Origin of the sequence: Amycolatopsis thermoflava N1165, from assembly GCF_000473265.1 — a bacterium.
In the GTDB taxonomy this organism is placed as follows: domain Bacteria; phylum Actinomycetota; class Actinomycetes; order Mycobacteriales; family Pseudonocardiaceae; genus Amycolatopsis_E; species Amycolatopsis_E thermoflava.
In genome coordinates, this window is sequence record NZ_KI421511.1 from 5,812,214 (window position 1) to 5,835,403 (window position 23,190).

25 protein-coding genes and 1 tRNA gene are annotated in these 23,190 nt (G+C 71.4%); 15 read left to right on the plus strand and 11 right to left on the minus strand.

The window, feature by feature from the left end; translation table 11 throughout:
- Window positions 1-14: 14 nt before the first annotated feature.
- The gene (locus AMYTH_RS0128605) at window positions 15-755 is read left to right on the plus strand and encodes a FadR/GntR family transcriptional regulator (RefSeq protein WP_027933140.1); all 741 of its coding nucleotides are present in this window, start codon (window positions 15-17) and stop codon (window positions 753-755) included.
- Window positions 756-798: 43 nt separating this feature from the next.
- Complete coding sequence (locus AMYTH_RS0128610) at window positions 799-1,650, plus strand: class I SAM-dependent methyltransferase (protein ID WP_027933141.1); 852 nt, start codon at window positions 799-801, stop codon at window positions 1,648-1,650.
- Here AMYTH_RS0128610 and AMYTH_RS0128615 read toward each other — a convergent pair.
- Both AMYTH_RS0128615 and AMYTH_RS0128620 read right to left on the minus strand, forming a co-directional pair.
- Window positions 1,647-2,135: an SRPBCC family protein gene (locus tag AMYTH_RS0128615; protein ID WP_027933142.1), complete on the minus strand. Its 489-nt coding sequence runs from the start codon at window positions 2,133-2,135 to the stop codon at window positions 1,647-1,649. The genes AMYTH_RS0128610 and AMYTH_RS0128615 overlap by 4 nt on opposite strands.
- A complete protein-coding gene (locus AMYTH_RS0128620) occupies window positions 2,132-2,470 on the minus strand; it encodes an ArsR/SmtB family transcription factor (RefSeq protein WP_027933143.1) in 339 nt (112 codons plus the stop codon). The genes AMYTH_RS0128615 and AMYTH_RS0128620 overlap by 4 nt, the downstream gene beginning before the upstream one ends.
- A gap of 85 nt (window positions 2,471-2,555) precedes the next feature.
- Between AMYTH_RS0128620 and AMYTH_RS0128625 the strand changes: the two genes are divergently transcribed.
- Window positions 2,556-3,578 (plus strand): patatin-like phospholipase family protein, encoded by a 1,023-nt coding sequence (locus AMYTH_RS0128625; RefSeq protein ID WP_027933144.1) that lies wholly within the window; start codon window positions 2,556-2,558, stop codon window positions 3,576-3,578.
- Here AMYTH_RS0128625 and AMYTH_RS0128630 read toward each other — a convergent pair.
- Window positions 3,575-4,798, minus strand: a complete 1,224-nt coding sequence (locus AMYTH_RS0128630) for a macrolide family glycosyltransferase (RefSeq protein WP_408626477.1) — start codon at window positions 4,796-4,798, stop codon at window positions 3,575-3,577. The genes AMYTH_RS0128625 and AMYTH_RS0128630 overlap by 4 nt on opposite strands.
- Before the next feature lie 27 nt (window positions 4,799-4,825).
- Here AMYTH_RS0128630 and AMYTH_RS0128635 point away from each other — a divergent pair, with 27 nt between their 5' ends.
- Window positions 4,826-5,248: a PPOX class F420-dependent oxidoreductase gene (locus tag AMYTH_RS0128635; protein ID WP_027933146.1), complete on the plus strand. Its 423-nt coding sequence runs from the start codon at window positions 4,826-4,828 to the stop codon at window positions 5,246-5,248.
- Here AMYTH_RS0128635 and AMYTH_RS0128640 read toward each other — a convergent pair.
- Window positions 5,233-6,282, minus strand: coding sequence for a trans-sulfuration enzyme family protein (locus tag AMYTH_RS0128640; RefSeq protein ID WP_037322745.1), 1,050 nt, complete (start codon window positions 6,280-6,282; stop codon window positions 5,233-5,235). The genes AMYTH_RS0128635 and AMYTH_RS0128640 overlap by 16 nt on opposite strands.
- A gap of 85 nt (window positions 6,283-6,367) precedes the next feature.
- On the opposite strand from AMYTH_RS0128640, the gene AMYTH_RS0128645 reads away from it, so the two are divergent.
- Window positions 6,368-6,742, plus strand: a complete 375-nt coding sequence (locus tag AMYTH_RS0128645) for an FKBP-type peptidyl-prolyl cis-trans isomerase (RefSeq protein ID WP_017986021.1) — start codon at window positions 6,368-6,370, stop codon at window positions 6,740-6,742.
- Here AMYTH_RS0128645 and AMYTH_RS0128650 read toward each other — a convergent pair.
- On the minus strand, window positions 6,735-7,616 hold the full coding sequence (locus AMYTH_RS0128650; protein ID WP_027933148.1) for a LysR family transcriptional regulator: 882 nt from the start codon (window positions 7,614-7,616) through the stop codon (window positions 6,735-6,737). The genes AMYTH_RS0128645 and AMYTH_RS0128650 overlap by 8 nt on opposite strands.
- Before the next feature lie 73 nt (window positions 7,617-7,689).
- Here AMYTH_RS0128650 and AMYTH_RS0128655 point away from each other — a divergent pair, with 73 nt between their 5' ends.
- Entirely contained in the window at window positions 7,690-8,589 is a 900-nt protein-coding gene (locus AMYTH_RS0128655; RefSeq protein ID WP_027933149.1) for a serine/threonine dehydratase, read from the plus strand.
- Between the two features lie 13 nt (window positions 8,590-8,602).
- Window positions 8,603-8,923: a hypothetical protein gene (locus tag AMYTH_RS0128660; protein ID WP_027933150.1), complete on the plus strand. Its 321-nt coding sequence runs from the start codon at window positions 8,603-8,605 to the stop codon at window positions 8,921-8,923.
- Between the two features lie 127 nt (window positions 8,924-9,050).
- Here the strand turns inward: AMYTH_RS0128660 and AMYTH_RS0128665 are convergent.
- A tRNA-Leu gene (locus AMYTH_RS0128665) sits at window positions 9,051-9,133 on the minus strand.
- A 132-nt stretch (window positions 9,134-9,265) separates the two neighbouring features.
- Between AMYTH_RS0128665 and AMYTH_RS0128670 the strand changes: the two genes are divergently transcribed.
- The 7 genes from AMYTH_RS0128670 to pknB all read left to right on the plus strand — a co-directional run bounded on the left by AMYTH_RS0128670 (window position 9,266) and on the right by pknB (window position 18,570).
- Window positions 9,266-10,486, plus strand: coding sequence for a DUF3662 and FHA domain-containing protein (locus AMYTH_RS0128670; RefSeq protein WP_027933151.1), 1,221 nt, complete (start codon window positions 9,266-9,268; stop codon window positions 10,484-10,486).
- Window positions 10,487-10,610: 124 nt separating this feature from the next.
- Window positions 10,611-11,078, plus strand: a complete 468-nt coding sequence (locus AMYTH_RS0128675) for an FHA domain-containing protein FhaB/FipA (RefSeq protein WP_026153666.1) — start codon at window positions 10,611-10,613, stop codon at window positions 11,076-11,078.
- On the plus strand, window positions 11,075-12,400 hold the full coding sequence (locus AMYTH_RS0128680) for a PP2C family protein-serine/threonine phosphatase (protein WP_020416272.1): 1,326 nt from the start codon (window positions 11,075-11,077) through the stop codon (window positions 12,398-12,400). Before AMYTH_RS0128675 ends, AMYTH_RS0128680 begins: the two co-directional genes overlap by 4 nt.
- Complete coding sequence (locus AMYTH_RS0128685; RefSeq protein ID WP_027933152.1) at window positions 12,400-13,896, plus strand: FtsW/RodA/SpoVE family cell cycle protein; 1,497 nt, start codon at window positions 12,400-12,402, stop codon at window positions 13,894-13,896. Before AMYTH_RS0128680 ends, AMYTH_RS0128685 begins: the two co-directional genes overlap by 1 nt.
- A complete protein-coding gene (locus tag AMYTH_RS0128690; protein ID WP_027933153.1) occupies window positions 13,893-15,359 on the plus strand; it encodes a peptidoglycan D,D-transpeptidase FtsI family protein in 1,467 nt (488 codons plus the stop codon). The genes AMYTH_RS0128685 and AMYTH_RS0128690 overlap by 4 nt, the downstream gene beginning before the upstream one ends.
- 3 nt (window positions 15,360-15,362) lie before the next feature.
- Window positions 15,363-16,544 (plus strand): protein kinase domain-containing protein, encoded by a 1,182-nt coding sequence (locus tag AMYTH_RS0128695; RefSeq protein WP_027933154.1) that lies wholly within the window; start codon window positions 15,363-15,365, stop codon window positions 16,542-16,544.
- Window positions 16,545-16,581: 37 nt separating this feature from the next.
- A complete protein-coding gene (pknB, locus tag AMYTH_RS0128700; RefSeq protein ID WP_027933155.1) occupies window positions 16,582-18,570 on the plus strand; it encodes a Stk1 family PASTA domain-containing Ser/Thr kinase in 1,989 nt (662 codons plus the stop codon).
- Between the two features lie 49 nt (window positions 18,571-18,619).
- Here the strand turns inward: pknB and AMYTH_RS0128705 are convergent, their stop codons facing one another.
- Genes AMYTH_RS0128705 through AMYTH_RS0128715 form a run of 3 tightly spaced genes read right to left on the minus strand, consistent with a single transcriptional unit; the run spans window position 18,620 to window position 20,669 of the window.
- Complete coding sequence (locus AMYTH_RS0128705; RefSeq protein ID WP_027933156.1) at window positions 18,620-19,255, minus strand: hypothetical protein; 636 nt, start codon at window positions 19,253-19,255, stop codon at window positions 18,620-18,622.
- The gene (locus AMYTH_RS0128710; protein ID WP_027933157.1) at window positions 19,252-20,031 is read right to left on the minus strand and encodes an ABC transporter ATP-binding protein; all 780 of its coding nucleotides are present in this window, start codon (window positions 20,029-20,031) and stop codon (window positions 19,252-19,254) included. The genes AMYTH_RS0128705 and AMYTH_RS0128710 overlap by 4 nt, the downstream gene beginning before the upstream one ends.
- Window positions 20,028-20,669, minus strand: coding sequence for an aminodeoxychorismate/anthranilate synthase component II (locus AMYTH_RS0128715; RefSeq protein ID WP_027933158.1), 642 nt, complete (start codon window positions 20,667-20,669; stop codon window positions 20,028-20,030). Before AMYTH_RS0128715 ends, AMYTH_RS0128710 begins: the two co-directional genes overlap by 4 nt.
- Before the next feature lie 172 nt (window positions 20,670-20,841).
- Here AMYTH_RS0128715 and AMYTH_RS0128720 point away from each other — a divergent pair, with 172 nt between their 5' ends.
- Window positions 20,842-22,158, plus strand: a complete 1,317-nt coding sequence (locus tag AMYTH_RS0128720; RefSeq protein WP_027933159.1) for an FAD-dependent oxidoreductase — start codon at window positions 20,842-20,844, stop codon at window positions 22,156-22,158.
- On the opposite strand, the gene AMYTH_RS49665 is transcribed toward AMYTH_RS0128720, so the two are convergent.
- Window positions 22,155-22,310 (minus strand): hypothetical protein, encoded by a 156-nt coding sequence (locus AMYTH_RS49665; RefSeq protein WP_017985998.1) that lies wholly within the window; start codon window positions 22,308-22,310, stop codon window positions 22,155-22,157. The genes AMYTH_RS0128720 and AMYTH_RS49665 overlap by 4 nt on opposite strands.
- Entirely contained in the window at window positions 22,310-23,146 is an 837-nt protein-coding gene (locus tag AMYTH_RS0128730) for a class E sortase (protein WP_027933160.1), read from the minus strand. The genes AMYTH_RS49665 and AMYTH_RS0128730 overlap by 1 nt, the downstream gene beginning before the upstream one ends.
- Window positions 23,147-23,190: the final 44 nt, after the last annotated feature.

Here is a 23,190-nt window from a genome sequence, read left to right on the forward strand (position 1 = left end):
AGGTCAAGACGACGATGGAGTTCGAGCCGGTCAGCCCGGTCCGCGCCTACGAGCGGATCGTGGAACAGATCGAGCAGGCCGTGCTCACCGGCCGGCTCCGGCCGGGCGAGCGGCTGCCCGGGGAACGCGAGCTGATGGCCCAGTTCGGGGTCAGCCGCTCCACGATCCGTGAGGCGCTGCGGGTCCTGCAGGCCGGCGAGGTGATCCGCTCGCGCCCTGGCGATCCACGTGGGCCGGAGGTCCTGCCCGCGTCCCCGGCGAGCCTGCAGAAGTCGCTGGACCGGCTGGCGCGTGCGGAAACGCTGGGGTTGGCGGAGCTGTTGCAGTTCCGGATGATCCTGGAGGGCTCCGCGTACCGGCTGGCCGCGGAGTTGCGCACCGAGGAGGACCTGTCCGAGCTGCGCGCGGCGCTGGCGGCGATGACGGAGAGCCTGGACGACTACGCGACGTTCAGCCGCGCCGACGTCGCCTTCCACGACGTGGTCGCGCGGGCCGGGCGGAACACGCTGATCGTGGTGTGCGGCAAGGTCGTGCGCGGGGTGGTGCTGGACCTGATCGCGGGCAAGCTGGCGAACTCGACCGACCGGCAGGCGCTGATGGCGGCGTCGGTCGCGCACCACAAGGAAGTGCTGCGCGCGGTGGAGGACGGCGACGGCCCGCTGGCGGCCCGGCTGGCGCGGCGCGCCCTGTTCGACTACTACGCCGAGTACGTCGGCGCGGACGAGCGGGTCGTGCTGGAACACCTGCTGGACTGAAAATCCGTGGTGGCCGCCCCGGGTGATCGTTACGGTCCCGGGCATGGCGTACGAACACCCGCTGGCCTACGTACTCGGACTGGAAGGCCTGGCGCTGCTGCGATCCTTCCGCGGCGAGCACGACCACGCGTTCGTCGCGGAGCGCCTCGCCGAGATCCGGCGGCTGCTGGCGGAGTCCCCGGACGGTGTGGAGGTCGCGCACGTCGACCCGGTCGAGGGTTACGACCTGTGGGCGCCGACCTACGACGCCCCGAACCCGGCGTTCGACTTCGACGAGCCGTTCGTGCGCGAGGTCGCCTGCCGGCTGTCCCCGGGGGTGGCGCTGGACGCGGCCTGCGGAACCGGACGGGTGGCGGCGGTGCTCGCGGAGTGCGGCCACCGGGTGGTGGGCGTCGACTCGTCGCCCGGGATGCTCGGACAGGCCCGGAAACGCTTGCCGGACGGGGAGTTCCACGTCGGGAGCCTCACCGCGCTGCCGTCCGGGCCGGTCGATCTGGTGACCTGCTCGCTCGCGTTGACGCACGTGCCGGACCTGGGCCCGGTGTTCGCGGAGTTCGCGCGCGTGCTGCGCCCCGGCGGGCGCGTGGTGATCGCCGACGTACACCCGGAACAGGTGGCGCGCGGGCACGTTCCGGCGGTGCGGCGCGCGGACGGCGCGCCGGGCCGGGTGCGCTCGCACTGCCACCGCACCGGCGACTATCTGCGGGCCGCGTTCGCCGCCGGGCTCGAACCGGTGCGGTGCGAGGAACCGGTGGCGCCGGTGCGGGAGATCCCGGCGGCCGAGCCGGGCCCGTGGGAGACGTGGCCGTGGTCGCTGGCCGGACTGGCGCCGGCGGCCGCGCAGGCCGCCGGCGCCGATGTCCCGTCGATGATCCTCTGGGAGTTCCGGAACTAGTCCTCGGCCAACAGGGCGTCGATCTGGCCCTCGGCGAGCTTCATGCCTTCCTCCATGCCCATTTCGATCAGCTTTTCCAGCTGCTCCAGGCTGTCGAAGGAGTTCACGGTGGTCATCCGGGTGCCGCTGCCGTTCGCCTCCAGCGTGACCGCGCAGTGGATGACCGGCATCTCGGTGTTCCGCTCGCCCTTGTCGTCGGCGAAACCGTCGTCGAACTCCAGCCGGCGCGGGGCCTCGATCGCGGTGATCTCCCACCAGCCGTGGGACTTCGTGCCGTCCGGGCCGGTCATGAAGTAGCTGGAGCGGCCGCCGGCCTTGAAGTCGTGCTGCTCGAAGGTGGCGGGCCAGGTCGGCGGGCCCCACCACCGCTCGAGCCTGCGCGGGTCCTCCCACACGCGCCAGACCCGCTCCGGCGCGGCGTCGTACTCCGCGACGATCGTGAGGGTGAGGGCCTCGGTGTCCTTGTGCGAGCTGATGACCGTCATTCGTCCTCCTCGGACAGGATGTCGCCGATCGCGTCGGCGCGGTGGCGCCAGATCTGTTCGTATTCGTCGAGCAGGCGGGCCGCCTTGCGCAGGACCTCGGGATTGCCGTGCACGAGCTGCTCCCTCCCGCTCCGCTGTTTGACGACCAGCGATGCCCGCGCGAGCACCGCCACGTGTTTCTGCACGGCGGCGAAGCTCATGTCGTACCTGCGGGCGAGCTGCGAGATCGACTCCTCCTGACGGAGCACCCTGGTGACGATGTCGCGCCGGGTGGCGTCCGCGAGTGCGTGGAAGATCCGGTCGATCTCCGCGTCGTCGAGTTGACTTACAACCACATGGTTGTACGTTAGTGGCCGCGGAACCGTCTGGCAAGAGGTGACTCCTTGCTCCCGGCGGGACACCCGTAGTACACCCGTCCGTATGACTGGGGTCGGGCTCTGCCTGTCCGGTGGCGGCTACCGCGCGATGCTGTTCCACCTGGGCGCGTTGTGGCGCATCAACGAACTGGGCCGGCTGCCCGAGCTGACGCGGATCTCCAGCGTCTCCGGCGGCTCGATCACCGCGGGCGCGCTCGCCGTCGCATGGCCGCGGCTGGAGTTCACCGGCGGGGTGGCGGCGAACTTCACCGACGAGGTCGTGCGGCCGGTCCGCGCGCTCGCCGGGCGGACCCTCGACGTGCCGGTGATCCTGCGCGGCTTGGTGACACCCGGCCACAGCACCGGGGAAGCCCTCGCGGCGGCGTACCGGAAGCACCTGTTCGGCGACCTCCTGCTGCCGGACCTGCCCGCGCACGGCCCGCACTTCGTATTCACGGCAACCGACCTGCAGGACGGCGACCAGTGGTGGTTCTACCGGGAACGACAGCAGGACCCGCCGGTGCAGCTCGCGACCGCGGTCGCGGCGTCGTCGGCGTTCCCGCCGTTCCTGTCGCCGGTCGTGCTGACCACGCCGGTGCCGGGCGAGGAGCGGCGCATCGAGCTGAGCGACGCCGGCGTGTTCGACAACCTCGGCCTGGACCCGGTGATCGGGCACTGCGACACGGTGCTCGTCAGCGACGCCGGCAAGCGCATGGACAAGCTGCGGTCGGTGTCCCGGAACTGGCCGGGTCAGCTGCTGCGCACGCTCGACATCATGGACAACCAGGTCCGGGCGCTGCGCACGTCCTCGCTGATCAAGTCCTATGTGGACGGCACGTTCGCGGGCGCCTACTGGGGCAGCTACAGCGACATCGACAACTTCGAGGTCGACGACGCGCTCCCCGCGCCGCTCAGCCGGACCCGCGCGCTCGCCGAGTCACCCACCCGGCTGCGTCGCACCCCGGCCGTCGTGCAGGAGCGGCTGATCAACTGGGGCTACGCCATCTGCGACGCCGGGATGCGCCGGTGGGTCGACCCGAAGGCCAAGCCACCGGCGGACTTCCCATACCCGGCCGCGGGTGTCTAGCGGAGCAGCTCCTCGACGAGGTCGGCCGCGCGCGTCGAGCCGCCCTCGGCGCGAGTCTCGTCCCGCAGCCGGGCGGACGTGCGAGCGACGTCGGGGTCGGCGACGAGTTCCAGCAGGGTGGTCCGCAGCGAGTCGGCCGTCGCGTCCGCGGTGTCGATCCGCCGCGCCACGCCGAGTTCGACCAGGCGGTCGGCGTTCATGAACTGCTCGGCGGCCTGCGGCACCGCGATCATCGGCACGCCCGCGTGCAGTCCTTCGGCGCTGCTGCCCATGCCGGCGTGCGTGACGAACGCGTCGGCCTGCGCCAGGATCGCCGGCTGCGGCACCCAGGACCGGACCTCGACGTTGGCCGGGACCTCCCCCAGCTCGGCCGGGTCGACGTACTTGCCGATCTGCAGCACCACGTGCCAGCCGGGCAGGTTCCCGAACGCGGCGAGGCACTCCCGGTAGAACGCGGCCTGGCGCGTGTAGGCCGAGCCGAGCGAGACCAGCAGGACCTTCCCGGCGTCGGCGGGCCGCGTCCACCCGCCCGCGTCCGCGCGATCGCCGAGGCACGGACCCACGAAGGTCACGCTGTCGTCCACCCGGTCGGCGTTCGGCTGCATCGCGCGGGGGATCAACGCCAGCGCGCGCGGCGACCGGCCGGAGAACGCGTCGCTGTCCAAAGTGGTCGCCCCGCACGAGGCGAGCCAATCGGCGAACTTCGCCCGGTGCGCGTCGGCGCCGGGCAGCGCCCACAACTGCGCGGCGACCTCTTCCTCGTAGCCCTTCCAGGCCACGAACGTCGGCGACAACTGCACGAACGGGCGACCCTGCGACTCGGCGAGGGCACGCGCGCCGTACGCCCCGATGTCGTAGAGGTAGAGGTCCGCCGGGTCCGCGTCGTAGACGGCGCGCAGCTGCGGGAGCGCCTGGATGGCGTCGTCGAGGAACAGGTCCATCGCGGCGATCGGGTCGGCGGGCCAGTCGTTGTCGGCCACCGGCAGCGTCGAGGTGCACGGCACCAGTTCGGCGCCGGTCGGCTCGATCAGGTGGGCCACGGCCGGGTCGTTGGCGTAGGTGACGCGGTGGCCGCGGGCGACCAGCTCGCGGATCACTTCGAGGCTGGGCAGGACGTGGCTGACGGCCGGGACCCCGACCATGGCGATGTGCTTACTCATGTCAGGCGCGACCCTAACGGGCTCGCGCCGGGCGGGCACGCGCATTTCCTTGACCTCCAGTTATCTGGAGGTTCTAGCGTGAATGCCATGATCTTCACCGAACGCGAGCGCGCGTACCTCGCCGGCCAGCGGCTCGGCCGCATGGGCACCGTCGACGCCAAGGGGCGCCCGCAGGTCCGGCCGCTGGGCTTCCGGCTCAACGACGACGGCACGATCGACATCGGCGGCCCCGACCTCAGCAAGAGCCAGAAGTGGCGCAACCTCGAACGCAACCCCGAGGTGTCGTTCGTCGTCGACGACATCGCCCCCGACGAGCCGGGCGCCGTCAAGCCCGGCTGGGGGCGCGGCGTCGAGGTCCGCGGCACGGCCGAACTGCTCACCGGCGTCGAGCCGCCGTCGTTCGGGCGCGGCTTCTTCAGCGACGAGCTGATCCGGATCCACCCGCGCGTCGTGCACGCCTGGCACCTGGACCCGGACCAGCTGACGCGGCGGGCTCAGGTCAGCGCCTGAGCCAGGTCCCGCCAGAGGTCCTCCGGGTCCTCCAGGCCGACGCTGAACCGCACCAGGCCGGCAGGCACGTGCGCGTCGCCCGGCCACATCGCGCGGCGCTCGACGATGCTTTCCACCCCGCCGAGGCTGGTGGCGTGCCGGATCAGCCGCAGCGACGCGCACAGGCGGTCGGCGGCGTCCGCGTCGGCCAGGTCGAAGGCGATCATCGTGCCCTGGCCGGGGTAACGCACCTTCGTCACCGCGGGGTGCTCGCCGAGCCGCTCCGCGAGCAGCGCCGCGGTGCGGGACTGCTCGGCCAGCCGGACCGGCAGCGTCCGCAGCCCGCGCAACGCGAGCCACGCCTCCAGCGCGCCGGGCGTGGCGCCGTTCCGGGTGCGGGCGTCGCGCAGCTCCCCGGCCACGCCCTCGTCCGCCGCGATCGTCAGCCCGAGCAGCAGGTCGCTGTGCCCGCCGATCAGCTTGGTCGCGCTGTGCACGACGATGTCCGCGCCCAGCGACAGCGGCTGCTGGCCGAGCGGCGTGGCGAACGTGTTGTCCACGACGACCCGCGCGCGGTGGCCCGTCAACGCGGCGATGTCGATCAGGTCCAGGGTCGGGTTGGTCGGCGACTCGACCCACACCACGTCGGCCTCGCGGGCGGCGGCCAGCCAGCCCTCCCGGTCGGACGGCTCGATGCGGCGCACCTTCAGCCGCCCCTTGGCCGCGGCGTGGTCGAGCAGCCCGCGGGTGCCCGCATAGCTGTAGACCGGCACGGCGACCTCGGCGCCGACGTCCAGCAGGTCCAGCACCGCGGCCGCGGTGGCGATGCCGGACGCGAACGCCGTCGCGTGCCCGCCTTCGAGCGCTCCCACCGCTTCTTCGAGCGCGGCCCAGGTCGGCGTGCCGTCCTCCCGCGCGTACCGGAAGCCCGCGCCCGCCAGGTAGGTGCTCGCCGGCACCAGCGGGGTGTTCAGCGGCTCACCGGGTTCGTCCGGCCGTCCGGCGGCCACCGCGCGGCTGCGCGGGGTGAGGTCGTCGAGGTTCACGCTGCTCATTACAACAGCCGACCGTGAGCTGGGCGTGCGACCCCCGGAGCCGCTGGGTACCGTGCAGCGACCGCAAACACAGGGAGGAACACGCATGGCACTCGAACGCCCCGAGGTCGACAAGCCGACCGGGCCGCCCCCGGCCGAGCTGGAGGTCACCGACCTCACCGTCGGCGACGGCCCCCAAGCCGCCGCGGGCAACGTCGTGTCCGTGCACTACGTCGGCGTCTCGCACTCGACCGGCGCGGAGTTCGACGCGTCCTGGAACCGGGGCGAGCCGCTGCGCTTCCCGCTCGGCGCCGGGCACGTCATCCCGGGCTGGGACCAGGGCGTGCAGGGCATGAAGGTCGGCGGCCGCCGTCGTCTGGTCATCCCGCCGCACCTGGCCTACGGCGACCGCGGCGCGGGCAACGTCATCAAGCCGGGCGAGACCCTCGTCTTCGTGGTGGACCTGGTCGACGTCAGCTGAGCCGGGACGCCACCCGCGCCAGCAGGCCGGCCACGGCCTCGACGTGTGCGGCCGGCCGGGGCCGGTGCACCGCGTACACCTCGCGGTCCAGCGCGCTCCCGGCCAGGTCGCGCACCACGATCCCGTCGGCGCCACGCACCACGCTCGCCGGCACCAGCGCCGCGCCCAGCCCGGCCCGGACCAGCGCGAGGATCGCCGCGTAGTCCCGGGTCTCGTAGGCGATCCGCGGCTCCACCCCGTCCTTGGCGGCCAGCAGGTCCAGGCACGGGCGGTCGGCCGAGATCCAGTCGTCGTCGGCGAGGTCGACCAGCGTCACCTCGGGCTTGCGTGCCGCCGGGTGGTGGGCGGGCAGCACCAGCCGCAGCCGGTCGGCGAGCAGCGGCACCCGCGTCAGCCCGCGTGACGGCGGCAGCTGCCGCCCCGGGTAGCGGTGGGTGATCAACAGGTCGAGCTCGCCCGAGACCACCAGGTCGTAGCCCTCCGGCGGCTCCAGGTCCACCAGCCGCAGCCGGGTCGCCGGGTACGCGCGCCGGAACTCCCCCACGACCTGCGGCAACAGCACCTGCCCCGCGGTCGCGAAGGTGCCCACCGTCAACGCGGCGGGTGGCTGGTCGCGCAGGGCCGCAAGCGTTTGCTCCGCCTCCCGCAGCTCCCCGGCGATCGCCTCGCCGTGCCGGACCAGCAGCCGTCCGGCCTCGGTGAGCACCGTGCCGGTCGCCCGGCGCTCCAGCAGCGCGCAGCCCGCCTCGCGTTCGAGGCGCGCCAGCTGCTGGGACAGCGCGGATGCGGTGAATCCCATGTTCCGCGCCGCGGTGGCGATGGACCCGGCGTGGGCGACCTCGACCAGGACGCGCAGCCGTTCGGCGACGAGCATGCCGTAAGTATCGCTAATGCCGGGCAACGGGAAAGCGCTGGCGGCTTACGGCCGTGCTGCGCACAGTGGAGTCATGACAAGCACGGTCGTCCCCGACGTCACCGCCGCCGCGGAACGCATCCGCCAGTACGTCCGCCACACCCCGGTGCTGCGTGCCGAAGTCGACGGCCGCCCGCTCGTGCTGAAGCTCGAGCACCTGCAGCGCACCGGCTCGTTCAAGCTGCGTGGCGCGCTGAACGCCCTGCTTACCGGGGAGCGGCCGGAGCAGGTCGTCACGGCGTCGGGCGGCAACCACGGCATCGGCGTGGCGACCGCCGCGGCGATCCTCGGCCTGCCCGCGACCGTGTTCGTGCCGGACGGCGTGCCGCCGAGCAAGGCACGCCGGATCGAAGCGGCCGGCGCCCGGCTGGTGCGGGCGGGCACGCGGTACTCGGACGCGGCGGCGGCCGCCCGCGAAGCCGCGCAGGCGCCGGGAGCGCGGTACGTCGAGGCGTACAACGACCCGGTCGTGGTCGCCGGCCAGGGCACGGTGGCGGCGGAGATCGTCGCCGACGCGCCCGAGGTGGACGCGATCGCGGTGGCCGTCGGCGGTGGCGGGCTCGCGGCCGGGGTGGCGCTCGGCTCCGGCGGGCGGCTGACGGTCGCGGTCGAGCCGGAGCGGTGCTCCTGCCTGCACCAGGCGCTCGCCGCCGGGCACCCGGTGGACGCGGAGGTGGACTCGGTCGCCGCGTCGGCGCTGGGCGCGACCCGCGTCGGGGAGGTCCCGTTCGAGGTGCTGTCCGGGCCGGGCGTGCGGTCGCTGGTCGTCGGCGAGGCGGAGATCCTGGCAGCGCGGGACCGCCTGTGGGACGAATTCCGGCTGGCCGTCGAACCGGCTGCCGCGGTGCCGTTCGCCGCGTGGCTGGCCGGCGCCGTGCCCGGCGAAGTGCCCTGCGTCCTGCTCTGCGGCGCCAACGCGGACTGGACGCCGTGACTACCCTGGGTCCATGCCGGAACCCATCCTGGTGAGCATCGCCACCGCCGCTGCGACGAAGGCCGTGCAGGGCCTGTACGAGCTGATCAAACGGCGGTTCGCCGACGACCCGGAGGCGACCGCGGTGCTCGAGACCGCGACGCCCGAGGCGCCGGAGACCATCGAGGTCCTCGCCGAGCGCCTCGACCAGGCCGGCCGCGAGGACCCGGAGTTCGCCGGCGCCCTGCGCGAGGCGTGGAGCCAGCACGGCGACGGCGCGAACAACCAGATTTCCGGCACGGTCCACGGCAACGTCGTCCAGGCGCGGGACATCCAGGGCAACATCAGCTTCTGAGATCACCAACGGCACTCACGAGCACCCGGCCAGGGCGGGCATCCGAGGCCTCGGCCGTCGCCGTCGTTCAGATACGTCGAGCAATGAAAAAACCCGGGCTCTGGGATCCAGAGCCCGGGTCATCGGGTGGGCGAGGAGGGAGTTGAACCCTCACGTCCTTTCGGACACACGGACCTGAACCGTGCGCGTCTGCCATTCCGCCACTCGCCCGAGTTGCCTGCGACAGCGAAGAGAACTCTAGCAGGCCGTTTCGGGGCCCTTCACCGGGGGTCGTGTCGAAGGGCGCGGATCCCGATAGGATCGATGCGAAAGCACATGGTGCGGAGGAGGGTGAGGGTTTCCGTGGGTCGCGTTGAGCGCTTCGATCGACGCCTGGAATCCCTGGTGGGAAACACCTTCGCACGCATGTTCGGCGGCAATGTCGTCACGCAAGAGGTGGCGCAGGCCCTGGAACGCGAAGGCGAGGACAACGTTCGTGAGCTGGCCGGTGGCAGGCTGCTCGCCCCCAACCACTACATCGTGTCGCTGGGGCCGACTGACTACGACCGGATGGCCGGCGATGAGTTGCGCGTCACCCGGGTACTCACGGAAGCCGTCAAGGAGCACCTCGCCGAACACGGTTGGGACACCTATGGTGACGTCGTAGTTTCGCTCGAGCGCAACGACGCGCTGCATACTGGACAATTCAAGACCCGTTCATCCGTCGACCCCGACGTCAGCGCGCGTAACGTCGCGGGTGCAGGACGGTCAGCACGACCCAGCAACGCAGGAGACCCAGCAATGAGCCAGCCCCCCGGCTACGGCCAAGGCCAATACGACCAGGGTGACCCGTACGGCCAGCAGGGCCAGTACGGCTACGGACAGCAGGGACAGCCCGGTTATGACCAGGGTGGCTATGGCCAGCCGGGTTACGACCAGGGTTACGGCCAGCAGCCCGGGTACGACCAGGGCGGCTACGGCGGTGGTCAGCCCGGTTACGACCAGGGCGCCGGCTACGGCGGCCAGCCGGGTTACGACCAGGGTTACGGGCAGCAGCAGCCCGGCTACGACCAGGGCTACGGCCAGCCGCAGGGCGGGTACGACCAGGGCTACGGCCAGCAGCCCGGCTACGACCAGGGCTACGGCCAGCCGCAGGGTGGGTACGACCAGGGCTACGGGCAGCAGCCCGGCTACGGCACCCCGCCGGGCGGCTACGGTCCGCCGCAGGGCGCTCCGGACCCGTACGCGCAGCAGGGCTACGCTCCGCCGCCCGCAGCGCCGGGCGCGGGCCGCCAGCTGCAGGCCGTTCTCCAGCTCGACGACGGCTCGAACCGGAACTACACCCTCAAGCAGGGCGGCAACGTCATCGGCCGCGGCCAGGACGCCGACTTCCGCCTGCCCGACACCGGTGTCTCCCGCCGCCACCTGGAGATCACCTGGGACGGCCAGAGCGCGACGCTCGCCGACATCGGCTCCACGAACGGCACCACGGTCAACGGCACCCCGGTGCAGACGTGGCAGCTCGCGGACGGCGACGTGATCCGGGTCGGCCACTCCTCGCTGGTGTTCCGCACGCAGGGCTGACACGCGCGCCGGTAACCTGCGCCTGACCGGGTTCGCACCCGAAATCCCGTGTCCCGCAGAATGACCCCTGCGGGACGCCGCGGCGCACGCGTGCCACGGTCGGGAGAACAGAAGGCGGAGACACGTGCCGGAGCTGGTCGTTCAACTCACCAGAGTGGGCTTTCTCGTGCTGCTCTGGCTGTTCGTGCTGGCTGCCCTTCGGGTGGTGCGCTCGGACCTGTACGCGGCGTCGGGCCTGAAGGTCGCGATGCCCGGGTTGCGCCGCGCCAAGGAGCAGAAGAAGCCGCGGGGCAACGCCAAGACGCCCCGCCAGCTGCTCGTCACCCACGGGGCGCTGGCCGGCACCCGGATCACCCTCGACGGCAGGCCGATCACGCTCGGCCGGGCCGACGACTCCACCCTGGTGCTGGACGACGACTACGCCTCGACCCGGCACGCCCGGCTGTCGCTGCGCGGCACGGACTGGTACGTGGAAGATCTGGGATCGACCAACGGGACTTACCTGGACCGGGCTAAGGTCACTGCACCCCTCCGAGTTCCACTCGGTGTCCCCATCCGGATCGGCAAGACGGTGATCGAGCTTCGCCCATGACACTCGTTCTTCGCTACGCGGCCCGCAGCGACCGTGGCCTGGTGCGGTCCAGCAACCAGGACTCGGTGTACGCGGGCCCCCGCCTGCTCGCACTCGCCGACGGCATGGGTGGCCATGCCGCGGGTGAGGTGGCCAGCAAGGTCGTGATCGCCTCGCTCGCCCCGCTCGACGACGACGAGCCCGGCGACGACCTGCTGACCATGCTGAGAGACGCGGTGGCAGGCGGCAACGCGGCCATCAGCGAACTGGTGGCGAACGACCCGGACCTCGACGGGATGGGCACGACGCTCACCGCGATGCTGTTCTCGGGTTCGCGCCTCGGCATGGTGCACGTCGGCGACTCGCGCGCCTACCTGTTCCGCAACGGGCAGCTCACCCAGATCACGCGCGACGACAGCTTCGTCAACGAGCTGCTCGAGCAGGGCCGCATCACCGCCGACCAGGCCGCGACGCACCCGCAGCGCTCGCTGCTGCTCAAGGCGCTCACCGGGCACGAGGTGGAGCCGAGCCTGACCGTGCGCGAAGCCCGCGCAGGCGACCGGTACCTGCTGTGCTCGGACGGCCTGTCCGGCATGGTCAGCGACGAGACGCTGGCCGAGGCGATCCGCATCCCGGATCCGCAGGACTGCGCCGACCGGATGATCGAGCTCGCGCTCAAGGGCGGCGGCACCGACAACGTGACGGTCATCGTCGCCGACGTGGTGGACGTCGACTACGGCGAGAACGCCCCGATCGTGGGCGGCGCGGCCGGTGACGGCAGCGACCAGTACGACCACCAGGGCGACTCCCCCGCGGCCAGGGCCCGCGCGCTGACCCAGCCGCCGCCTCCGCCGCCGCAGATGATCGCGCCGCCGGAGGAACCGAAGAAGCGCCGCAAGTGGCGCTGGATCGTCGGCGTCCTGCTGGTGCTGGTGGTGCTGGGCGCGGGCGCGATCGCGACCCGCTACTTCGTGCTCAGCCAGTACTACGTCGGCGAGGGCGCCAATTCGGAGGTCGCGATCTTCCGCGGCGTGCCCGGCAGCATCCTCGGCATCCCGCTGCACCAGCAGGCCGAGGGCTCGTGCCCGTCCGGCGACCAGGTGTGCGACGAGCTGACCGTGCCCCAGCTGCAGCAGGACGCGCAGGCCGCGGTGCGCAACGGCGTGAAGAAGGACAGCCTGGCCGACGCGCGCGACTACATCGACAACTTCCTGCGCTACAAGACGCTGCGGGACTGCACCCAGACCACCATTCCCGGCGTGCCGACGCTGCCGAGTGAATCGACGAGCCAGCAGGCGGGGAGGGACTGCGCGACGACGACGGTGCCAGGTGGCGGTGGCTGATGAGCCAGCCACCGCTGTCGGACCAGGCAGCCTCCATCTACGCGACCAACCCCCCGCGGGAAATGCCGACCCGGCGTGGCACGGAACTGGCCATGCTGGGTTTCGCCGCGTTCATCGTGACGTGCGCGTTCGTGCTCGTGCAGGCGAACCAGGAGCAGGAGCTGTCCTGGTCGATCGTCTGGTACGGGCTGGCCTACCTGGGCTTGTTCTCGGTCGCCCACGCCGCCGTGCGCAAGTGGGCGGCGTACGCGGATCCGCTGATCCTGCCGTGCGTCGCGCTGCTCAACGGCCTCGGCCTGGTGATGATCTACCGGATCGACCTGGCCAACGCGGAGAAGGCGACGCAGGCCAGCAAGGACTTCACCGCGGACGCGCCGAAGCAGGTCCTGTTCACCGCGCTCGCGCTGGTGCTGTTCCTCGCCGTGCTGATCCTGGTCAAGGACCACCGGACGCTGACCCGCTACGGCTACACCGCGGGCCTGGTCGGCATGGTCGCGCTGGCGCTGCCCGCACTGCTGCCCAGCTCGTTGTCCGAGGTCAACGGTGCGAAGGTGTGGCTGAAGCTGCCGGGCTTTTCGATCCAGCCAGCGGAGTTCTCGAAGATCCTGCTGATGATCTTCTTCGCCTCCTTCCTGGTGGCCAAACGCGACCTGTTCATGATCGCGGGCCGCAAGGTGTTCGGCGTCGAGCTGCCCCGCGCGCGTGACCTGGGCCCGCTGCTCATCGCGGCGGGTGTCTGCCTGCTGGTCCTGGTGTTCGAGAAGGACCTGGGCACCTCGCTGCTGCTGTTCGGCATCGTGCTGGTGATGCTCTACGTCGCCACCGAGCGGGCGATCTGGGTGGTCACCGGCCTGAGCTTCTTCATCGTCGGCTGCCTGATCGCCTACCAGCTGTTCACGCACGTCGAGCAGCGCGTGGCGAACTGGATCGACCCGCTGGAGACCTACTCCGACCCGGGCGGCGGCTACCAGATCGCGCAGGGCCTGTTCGGCCTCGGCACCGGCGGGGTCGGCGGCACCGGCCTCGGCGCCGGGCGCCCGGAGATCGTGCCGGAGTCCAACACCGACTTCATCACCGCCGGTCTCGGCGAGGAGCTCGGGTTCGTCGGGCTCGCCGCGATCCTGATGATCTACCTGCTCCTGGCCACTCGCGGCATGCGGAGCGCCCTGGCGGTGCGGGACACGTTCGGCAAGCTGCTCGGCTGCGGCCTGTCGTTCGCGATCGTCATGCAGGTGTTCGTGATCGTCGGCGGGGTGACCAAGCTGATCCCGATGACCGGCATCACGACGCCGTTCCTGTCCTACGGCGGCTCGTCGCTGCTGGCCAACTACATCCTGGTCGCCCTGCTGCTCCGCATCTCGGACGCGGCGCGGCGGCCTGCCCAGAAACCCCGGCCCAAGCAGCCGCAGCAGCAGGCTCCGCTGGCCGAGGCGCACACGGTGATGGTGCAGCGGCCGCCGGCCGGGGGCAATCCGACAGGGGAACCGACGGCATGAACAAGCCCATGCGCCGCGTCGGCATCGCCATGATCACCATGGTGGTGCTGCTGCTGGTCAACATCACCTACATCCAGGTGGTGAAGGCCGACGACTACCGCACCGACTCGCGCAACCAGCGGGTGCTGCTGGACCAGTACTCCCGGCAGCGCGGCAGCATCGTGTCGCAGTACGACGGCCAGGTGCTCGCCGACGTCGTGGCGACGAACGACAAGCTGAAGTTCGCGCGCCGCTACACCGACGGCCCGATGTACGCGCCGGTCACCGGCTACTACTCGGTGCGCTACGGCTCCGGCGGGCTGGAGCGCGCCGAGGACGACATCCTCAACGGCGAGGACCCGCGGCTGTTCGTGCGCCGCCTGTCGGACATGGTCACCGGGCGGGACCCGCGCGGCGGCAACGTGCAGCTGACGATCAACCCGGCCGTCCAGGCGGCGCTGTACAACGCGATGACGTCGAAGGGCTACACCGGCGCCGCGGTCGCGATGAACCCGAAGACCGGCGAGATCCTCGGGATGATCTCCACCCCGTCCTACGACCCGAACGCGCTCGCCTCACACGACAGCACCGCCCAGCAGGAGGCGTGGACGCAGTTCGCGGACGACCCGAAGGAGCCGATGCTCAACCGGGCCATCTCGCAGACGTACCCGCCGGGCTCGACGTTCAAGCTGCTGGTCGCGGCCGCCGAGCTGGAGAACGGCGCCACCCCCGACACCCCGGTGAGCAACGCGCCGAACGTGCAGCTGCCGGGCACCCGGACCACGCTGGAGAACTACGGCGGCGCGGCCTGCCCCGGCACCACGTTCAAGGAGGCACTGGCGCACTCCTGCAACGTGCCGTTCGCGACGTTCGCCGGCGAGCTGGGCGCGGACAAGCTGAACCAGATCGCGGTCAACTTCGGCATCGGCACGCCGCTGTCGATCCCGATGAACGTCGCGCCGTCCAGCCTCGGCGAGATGGACTCGCAGGCCGCGCTGTACCAGAGCGGCATCGGCCAGCGCGACGTGCGGCTGACCCCGCTGCAGGACCTGATGCTGTCCGCCACGATCGCCAACGGCGGCATGGCCATGAAGCCGCAGCTGATCAAGAAGCTGCTCGCGCCGGACCTGTCCGACCTGGAGACCTTCTCGCCGCAGGAGCTGACCGGCACGCCGGCGCTGTCCGCGGAGAACGCGGCCGTGCTGCGCGACATGATGATCGCCTCCGAGGCCAACACCAAGGGCGGCGGCAAGCGCGCGAACATCCAGATCGCGTCCAAGACCGGCACCGCCGAGCACGGCACCGACCCGAAGGCGACGCCGCCGCACGCCTGGTACACCGCGTTCGCGCCGGCCGCCGACCCGCAGATCGCCGTCGCCGTCATCGTCGAGTCCGGCGGCAACCGCGGCCTGGAGGCGACCGGTGGCACCGTGGCGGCCGAGATCGGCCGCGCCGCGATCAACGCCCAGCTCGGGGGTGGGTAGCGCATGCTGTCCACCGGTCAGCTGCTGGCCGATCGCTACCGTCTCGTCCACCGGATCGCCGTCGGCGGGATGGGCGAGGTCTGGCAGGCCAGCGACACCCGGTTGGACCGGATCGTCGCGGTGAAGGTGCTCAAGGCCGAGCTGTCCCAGGACGCGGAGTTCCTGCACCGCTTCCGCACCGAGGCGCGCACGACCGCGTCGCTGAACCACCCCGGCATTGCGGCCGTGCACGACTACGGCGAGACGGTCGCCGGCGAGCACGCGATCGCCTACCTCGTGATGGAGCACGTCGACGGCGAGCCGCTGGCCGGGATCCTGATGCGCGAGGGCAGGCTGGCGGCCGACCGGACGCTGGACATCCTCGAGCAGGCGGGCAACGCGCTGCAGGCCGCGCACGAACGCGGTCTGGTCCACCGGGACGTCAAGCCGGGCAACATCCTGGTCACGCCGAACGGCACGGTGAAGGTCACCGACTTCGGCATCGCGAAGGCCGCCGACGCGGCGCCGGTGACCAGGTCCGGCATGGTCATGGGCACCGCCCACTACATCGCGCCGGAGCAGGCGCTCGGCCACGACGCGGAACCGGCGAGCGACGTGTACTCGCTGGCCGTGTGCGGTTACGAGTGCCTGGCCGGGCACCGGCCGTTCCTGTCCGAGAACGCGGTCACGGTCGCGATGATGCACATCCGCGACCTGCCGCCGCCGCTGCCGCCGGACGTGCCACCGCACGCCCGCGCGGTGATCGAGGCGACCCTGGTCAAGGACCCGCGGCAGCGCTACAACAGCGGCGGCGAGTTCGCGGCCGCCATCGCCGCGGTCCGCAACGGGCACGCGTTACCGACGCCGTCCGGACTGGTGCAGACTTATGCCCCGGTCGTCGGCCCGGTGGCTGCCGTCGGCCCGGTTTCGCAGCCGGCGATGCAGCCGGTCAACCCACCCGGTATGCCGCACCCGAGCGGGGTGCTGCCGATGCCGGTGCCACCGCGGCGGCGGGTGCCGATCGCCGTGTGGGTGCTGCTGGCCGTTCTGGTGGCCGGGATCGTGGTGGTTCTGCTGGTGTTCCTGCCCGACTGGGGTGGCGACCGCGGAACCGGCCGGGTCCCGGGCGGTCAGGTCGGCACGACCGACATGGTTCCCGGCACGCGGCAACTCCCTCCCCCTGAAGAGACGACCTACGAGGCATGATGAGCACACCTTGGACGGAACGGAACGGCTTTCTCCGATGACTGCACCCAGGATGCTGTCCAACCGCTATGAACTGGGCGACACGCTCGGTTACGGCGGCATGTCCGAGGTCCACCACGGCACGGACGTCCGGCTGGGCCGCGAGGTCGCCGTGAAGATCCTGCGTGCCGACCTCGCCCGCGACCCCCAGTTCCAGGAGCGGTTCCGCCGCGAGGCGCAGAACGCCGCGGCGCTGAACCACCCGGCGATCGTCGCCGTGTACGACACCGGTGAGGCGCAGACCGAGTACGGTCCGCTGCCCTACATCGTGATGGAGTACGTCCGCGGCCGGACGCTGCGCGACATCGTCAAGACCGAGGGGCCGTTGTCGCAGAAGCGGGCCATGGAGGTCATGGCGGACGTCTGCGCCGCGCTCGACTTCTCGCACCGGCACGGCATCGTGCACCGGGACGTGAAACCGGCCAACGTGATGATCACCGACCAGGGCGCGGTCAAGGTGATGGACTTCGGCATCGCGCGCGCGATGCACGACGGCCAGGCCGCGATGACCCAGACCGCCGCGGTGATCGGCACGGCCCAGTACCTGTCGCCGGAGCAGGCGCGCGGCGAAGGTGTGGACGCCCGCAGCGACGTCTACGCCGCCGGCTGCGTCCTGTTCGAGCTGATCACCGGCGAGCCGCCGTTCACCGGTGACTCGCCGGTCGCGGTGGCCTACCAGCACGTGCGGGAGGACCCGAAGGCGCCGTCGGCGGTCAACCCCGCGGTGTCGGCGGAGCTCGACGCGATCGTGCTGAAGGCGCTGGCCAAGGGCCCGGCCAACCGGTACCAGTCGGCCGCCGAGATGCGCGCCGACCTGGTCCGGACGCTGTCCGGGCAGCGGCCGTCGGCGCCGATGGTGATGACGGCCGACGAGCGCACGCAGGTGATCGGCGGGGCGCCCGGCCACGCGGCCGACTACGACTACGACCCCGAGGCGGTCGAAGAGGACGAGAAGCGCCGCAAGCGCAGGCGCATCACGGCCGCGGTGATCTTCACGTTGATCGCACTCGGCCTGATCGCGTTCATCATGTGGCTGGCCGGCGCGTTCGAGTCGAAGCCGGCGACCGCGATGATCCCCGAGGTCAACGGCCAGCAGCAGGCGCAGGCCGAGGCGACGTTGCGGGACAAGGGTTTCACCAACATCGTGCTCGCGGACAAGCCGTGCGTGCGCCAGCCCAACGGCGTGGAGACCTGCTCGGCCGACTCGATCGGCAAAGCGATCAACACCGATCCCGCCGCCGGCGTGAGCGTCGCGCTCGACCAGAAGATCACGCTGTACATCGGGCGCGCGCCAGGGAACGTCGCGGTGCCGAGCCTGCTCGGCAAGACCCGGGACGAGGCCGAGGCACTGCTCAACCAGGCCGGGCTGATCCTGGACCCGAACGTCCAGGAGGTGGACGTCGACGACGAGGACCAGTACGGCAAGGTCCAGAGCCAGAACCCGAACGCGAACACGCAGATCGCGCAGGGCAGCACGGTGACGATCAAGGTCGGCAAGACGCCGAACATGGTGGAGGTCACCGACTACACCGGCCAGCAGTACGACGTCGCGAAGGCCGGCCTGGAGGCGCTCGGCTTCAAGGTCAGCAAGCAGGAGGCCGACTCCGACCAGCCGGAGGGCCAGGTCCTCAACCAGAAGCCGAACGCGGGCCAGCAGCGCGAGAACTCGACCGTGGTCCTGACGGTGTCGAACGGGTCGCAGCAGAAGATCTCGATGCCGGACCTGCGTGGCCTGACCCAGAACGAGGCGCTGCAGAAGCTCCAGCAGATGGGCTGGGAAGGCACGGTGAACTACCAGTCCGACAAGCTGTCCGACGAGGACATGGACGGCAAGGTCACCGGCAGCGTGCCGACGGCGGGCACCCAGATCACCAAGAGCGAGACGATCACCCTGCTGATCGGCGAGTCCAACAGCGGCGGCGGTGGCGGCAACGACACGACGTCGCCGACCAGCTCGCCGAGGTTCCCGATCCCGGGCGGCCCGTAGAGTCCGACCGACGAGGGCCCGCTTCCCCACCGGGGAGGCGGGCCCTTCGCTATGCCCGCCGGTGCACGATCCGGCCCGTAACCGCGGCGCTCACCACCAGCAGCAGCCCGCCACCGAGCAGGCCGAGCGCCACCGCTCCGGTGTGTGAGCCCGCGCCGGTCAGGGAGCGCAGCATCGGGTTCACCACCGGCACCCACCGGACCAGCAGCACGACCCCGAGCAGCGCCAGCGCGGCGAGCACGGTGTAGCCGATCCGCGGCAGCAGCAGTCGGGAGCAGGGCAAGCCGAGCGCGATGCCGGTCGCCGCGCAGGCCGCGTGCGCGACCACCCCGTCGGCCAGGACGGCGGCGGGCAGACCGTGGTGCACCAGGGCCGCCCACGCCAGGGACACCGCGGTGAGCACCACGCAGCAGAGCGCGGCCGTGGCCACGAACCCGACGAGCACAGTGGACAGCCGGCGGGCGTGGACCAGCGTGATGAGCCGCTGCACGGAGTCCTCGGCGTCCACCAGCGCGACGGTCAGCCAGCATGCCACGACGGTGAGACCGCCTGCGCTGACGGCGAACTCCGGCGGGACCGGCGCCGTCGGGTCGTTGTACAGGACGGCGAGCAGGACCAGGTAGGCCAGCGACGGCGGCAGCCAGCGCTGCGAATGCCCGAGCAGCGCGAGCTGGTAGCGGATCACCGGCGTGCCTCCGGGGTGTCGACCCGCGCCACGGACCAGCCGCCGTTCAGCGCTTTCAGCAGGAGCTCATCGGTGTGCTGCGCCGCGACGGTCAGTTCGACGTGGTCGCCGGTGCGGCGCGTGGCGAGCACGCCCGGCAGGTCCACCTCGCCGGAACCGCGCAGCACCACCCTGGCGGCCCGGTCGACGGTGGTCAGGACGCCGCCGGTCAGCCGGTGGACCTCGGTCGCGTGGGCGTGGGCGCGCTCGTCGCGGTGCTCGGTGAACACGACGCTCGCGCCGCGGGCGCTGGTCTCGGCGATGATCTCGGCCAGCACACCGTGCGCGTCCGGGTCGAGCCCGGACCACGGTTCGTCCAGCACGAGCAGGTCGGGTTCGGTCAGCAACGCCTGGGCCAGCCCGACCTTCTGGGCGTTGCCCTTTGACAGCTGCCGCAGCGGGGCGCGCGGGCCGCCGGCCAGCGCCAGCCGGTCCAGCAGCCCCTGCGGGTCCACTTCGGATGCGGCGGAGATCCGGCCGAGGTGCCGCAGGTAGGCGAGCGCGCTCATCCGGGTCGAGGCCGGGAACCGGTCCGGCACGTACCCGACGCGCGGGCGGCCGGTGATCGTGCCGGATGTGGGCCGGGACAGTCCGGCGAGGATCCGCAGGAGCGTCGACTTGCCGGAGCCGTTGGCGCCGACGACGCCGACCACGGTCCCGGGGCGCACTTCGAGGTCGACCCCGGTCAGCACCGGGACGTCACCGTAGCGCTTGCCGACCCCCAGCAGCCGGATCACGCAGCGGCGGCCTTCTGCAACGCCGCGACCTCACGCTCCAGCGCGTCGACCACCGGCGCCTGGACCGGGTGACCGGCGGTCGCCATCCAGTTCGCCAGCATCCGGTGCCCGCCCTGCGTCAGGACCGACTCGGGGTGGAACTGCACGCCCTCGACCGGCAGCTCGCGGTGCCGCATGCCCATGACCACCCCGGACTCGGTGCGTGCCGTGACCTCGAAGGAGTCGGGGATCGTCTCCGGCAGCACGGTCAGCGAGTGGTAGCGGGTCGCGGTGAACGGGTCGGGCAGGCCGGCCAGCACGCCGCTGCCCTGGTGGTGCACCTGGCTGGTCTTGCCGTGCAGCAGCTCCGGCGCGCGGTCCACGGTCGCGCCCCACGCCACGCCGATCGCCTGGTGGCCGAGGCAGACGCCGAGCATCGGGGTGTGAGTGTCGGCACACCTGCGCACGACGTCGATGCTCTGGCCGGCGCGCTCCGGCGTGCCGGGGCCGGGCGAGACGAGCACGCCGTCGAACTCCGGCACGCGGTCGAGGTCGACGACGTCGTTGCGCCAGACAGTGCATTCGTTGCCGAGCTGGGCCAGGTACTGGACCAGGTTGTAGACGAAGCTGTCGTAGTTGTCGACGACCAATACGCGCATTGGATCAGGGTATGCGACGTGGAGCGTCTCCGTTGAGGGTGGCGGTGGGGAAGCGGCCGGCCCAGAGTACCGGCGTCCACATGGTGGACCGCAATTCATATCACAGTGAAAGTAAGGGTCACCTATCTTTACCGTGGCAAGGGTGAGCCGTAGTCCTCTTCGCGTCGCCATCGTGGGCGCCGGCCCCGCCGGCATCTACGCCGCCGACATCCTCGACAAGTCCGACGCCGACGTCAGCATCGACATCTTCGAACGCATGCCGGCGCCGTTCGGGCTGATCCGGTACGGCGTCGCGCCCGACCACCCGCGCATCAAGGGCATCGTCACCGCGCTGCACAAGGTGCTCGACCGGCCCGGCATCCGCCTGCTCGGCAACGTCGACTACGGCACCGACATCAAGCTGGACGACCTGCGCGAGTTCTACGACGCGGTCATCTTCGCCACCGGCGCGATGAGCGACCGCGCGCTGAACATCCCGGGCGTGGACCTGCCCGGCAGCTACGGCGCCGCGGACTTCGTGTCCTGGTACGACGGCCACCCGGACGTCCCGCGCACCTGGCCGCTGGAGGCGACCAGCGTCGCCGTCCTCGGTGTCGGCAACGTCGCGCTCGACGTCGCCCGCGTGCTCGCGAAGACCGCGGACGAGCTGCTGACCACCGACATCCCGCCGAACGTGTACGAGGGCCTGAAGTCCAGCAAGGTCACCGACGTGCACGTGTTCGGCCGCCGCGGGCCCGCCCAGGCCAAGTTCACCCCGCTCGAGCTGCGCGAGCTGGACCACTCGCCGAACGTCGAGGTCATCGTCTACCCCGAGGACATCGAGTTCGACGACGGCTCGATCGCCGCGATCCGTGCGTCCAAGCAGGTCGACATGGTGGTCAAGACGCTGCAGGAGTGGGCGATCCGCGACCAGGGCGACCGGCCGAAGCGTCTGCACCTGCACTTCTTCCACTCGCCGACGGAGATCCTCGGCGACGACCGGGTCACCGGCCTGCGCACCGAGCGCACCGAGCTGACCGGCGACGGCAACGTCCGCGGCACCGGCGAGTTCCACGACTGGGACGTCCAGTCCGTGTACCGCGCGGTCGGCTACCTGTCGTCCGAGCTGCCGGAGATCCCGTTCGACCACGACAGCGGCACGGTCCCGAACGAGGGCGGCCGGGTGCTGGACATCGACGGCGACCAGGTGCCCGGCGTGTACGTGACCGGCTGGATCAAGCGCGGCCCGGTCGGCCTGATCGGCCACACCAAGGGCGACGCGGCCGAGACGATCCGCAACCTACTGGCCGACGCGGACCAGCTGACCGCGCCGAAGCAGGCCGAGCCGGACGCGATCACGTCGTTCCTCGCCGACCGCGGTGTCCCGTTCACCACCTGGGAAGGCTGGGGCAAGCTCGACGCGCACGAACGCGCCCTCGGCGAGCCGCAGGGCCGCGAGCGCGTGAAGGTCGTGGAGCGCGACGAGATGATCCGCGTCTCGCGCGGCTAGTTCACCGAAACCTGGTTGAAGGGCAGCATCGGCTCCAGCCAGGGGAACACCACGAACAGCAGCAGCGCGATCACGCCGAGCACCAGCACGAGCGCGATCAGGGCCCGGACCGCGACCGGTCCGGGCAGCCTGCGCCAGATCCAGCCGTACATCACACGCCTCCGATCGCCTGCAGCAGCTGTTCGTAGGTGGCACCCGGGGTCTTCGGGTACTGGTTGGTCAGCACGGCGTGCACGATCAGCCGCTGCTTGTCGGAGAACCGCGGGTGGCAGGTGGTCAGCGTGAGCAGGGCGACCTGCTGGGCGGGCGGCAGCACGTCGGCGGTCTGGTGCGGCACCGGCGCGACCACCTCGCCCTGGTCCGGCGTCACGATCTCCCGGCCGTAGGTGCGGCCGTACGGGCCGCCGTCCGCCGCGTCGGTGCGCAGCGTGCCGACGTTCGCGCACTGCGGTCGCGCGGCCTTGTCCGCGTTCCAGTTCGCGAGTTCGTCGGAGTGCGGCAGGACGCGGTAGACGAAGAAGTCGCTCTGCGTCTCGATCACGATCGCGTCGCACGAGGCGAGCAGGTCGAGGTCGTTGAACGGGGCGCCCTTGCCGACGCGGTGCCCGGCGACGGCGAAGTTCCCCGGCTCGCCCGGCAGCGCGGTGCCCTTGTAGTGCCCCGGCCCGACTTCGAGCGCCTTCGCGTCCGTGCCCTCCTGGATCGTGAAGTGGTAGTCCGCGCCGAAGCTGGGGATGTACATCTTCGCGAACGCCTCGCCGTCGATCAGGTCGGCGTGCAGCGTGCGGCCCTGCGCCCAGTCCTGGTCCAGCGCCACCGTCGCGCTGGCCTGCTTGCGCGCGGAGAACAGGTCCGTGATGTAGAGCTCGTAAACCACGAACAGGAGCACGACGAGTCCGGCGGTAATCAGCAGTTCGCCGATCGTCCGCACGGTCCTGGCGAAACCGCCACCGGACTTCTGTGGTGGCGGGGCGTCGAGGACTGCCACGCGCGCTCCTCTCTCGGGGACGCTTACGTTAACGTGTGACGGTA

Bases quoted from the DNA above. Each gene is read 5' to 3' on its own strand.
- AMYTH_RS0128690 (WP_027933153.1), top strand. From the start codon at position 13,893: ATGAACAAGCCCATGCGCCGCGTCGGCATCGCCATGATCACCATGGTG.
- AMYTH_RS0128660 (WP_027933150.1), top strand. From the start codon at position 8,603: ATGCCGGAACCCATCCTGGTGAGCATCGCCACCGCCGCTGCGACGAAG.
- AMYTH_RS0128680 (WP_020416272.1), top strand. From the start codon at position 11,075: ATGACACTCGTTCTTCGCTACGCGGCCCGCAGCGACCGTGGCCTGGTG.
- AMYTH_RS0128640 (WP_037322745.1), bottom strand. From the start codon at position 6,282: ATGAGCAGCGTGAACCTCGACGACCTCACCCCGCGCAGCCGCGCGGTG.
- AMYTH_RS49665 (WP_017985998.1), bottom strand. From the start codon at position 22,310: ATGTACGGCTGGATCTGGCGCAGGCTGCCCGGACCGGTCGCGGTCCGG.
- AMYTH_RS0128625 (WP_027933144.1), top strand. From the start codon at position 2,556: ATGACTGGGGTCGGGCTCTGCCTGTCCGGTGGCGGCTACCGCGCGATG.
- pknB (WP_027933155.1), top strand. From the start codon at position 16,582: ATGACTGCACCCAGGATGCTGTCCAACCGCTATGAACTGGGCGACACG.
- AMYTH_RS0128610 (WP_027933141.1), top strand. From the start codon at position 799: ATGGCGTACGAACACCCGCTGGCCTACGTACTCGGACTGGAAGGCCTG.
- AMYTH_RS0128650 (WP_027933148.1), bottom strand. From the start codon at position 7,616: ATGCTCGTCGCCGAACGGCTGCGCGTCCTGGTCGAGGTCGCCCACGCC.
- AMYTH_RS0128635 (WP_027933146.1), top strand. From the start codon at position 4,826: ATGATCTTCACCGAACGCGAGCGCGCGTACCTCGCCGGCCAGCGGCTC.
- AMYTH_RS0128715 (WP_027933158.1), bottom strand. From the start codon at position 20,669: ATGCGCGTATTGGTCGTCGACAACTACGACAGCTTCGTCTACAACCTG.
- AMYTH_RS0128655 (WP_027933149.1), top strand. From the start codon at position 7,690: ATGACAAGCACGGTCGTCCCCGACGTCACCGCCGCCGCGGAACGCATC.
- AMYTH_RS0128685 (WP_027933152.1), top strand. From the start codon at position 12,400: ATGAGCCAGCCACCGCTGTCGGACCAGGCAGCCTCCATCTACGCGACC.
- AMYTH_RS0128615 (WP_027933142.1), bottom strand. From the start codon at position 2,135: ATGACGGTCATCAGCTCGCACAAGGACACCGAGGCCCTCACCCTCACG.
- AMYTH_RS0128605 (WP_027933140.1), top strand. From the start codon at position 15: ATGGAGTTCGAGCCGGTCAGCCCGGTCCGCGCCTACGAGCGGATCGTG.
- AMYTH_RS0128645 (WP_017986021.1), top strand. From the start codon at position 6,368: ATGGCACTCGAACGCCCCGAGGTCGACAAGCCGACCGGGCCGCCCCCG.
- AMYTH_RS0128695 (WP_027933154.1), top strand. From the start codon at position 15,363: ATGCTGTCCACCGGTCAGCTGCTGGCCGATCGCTACCGTCTCGTCCAC.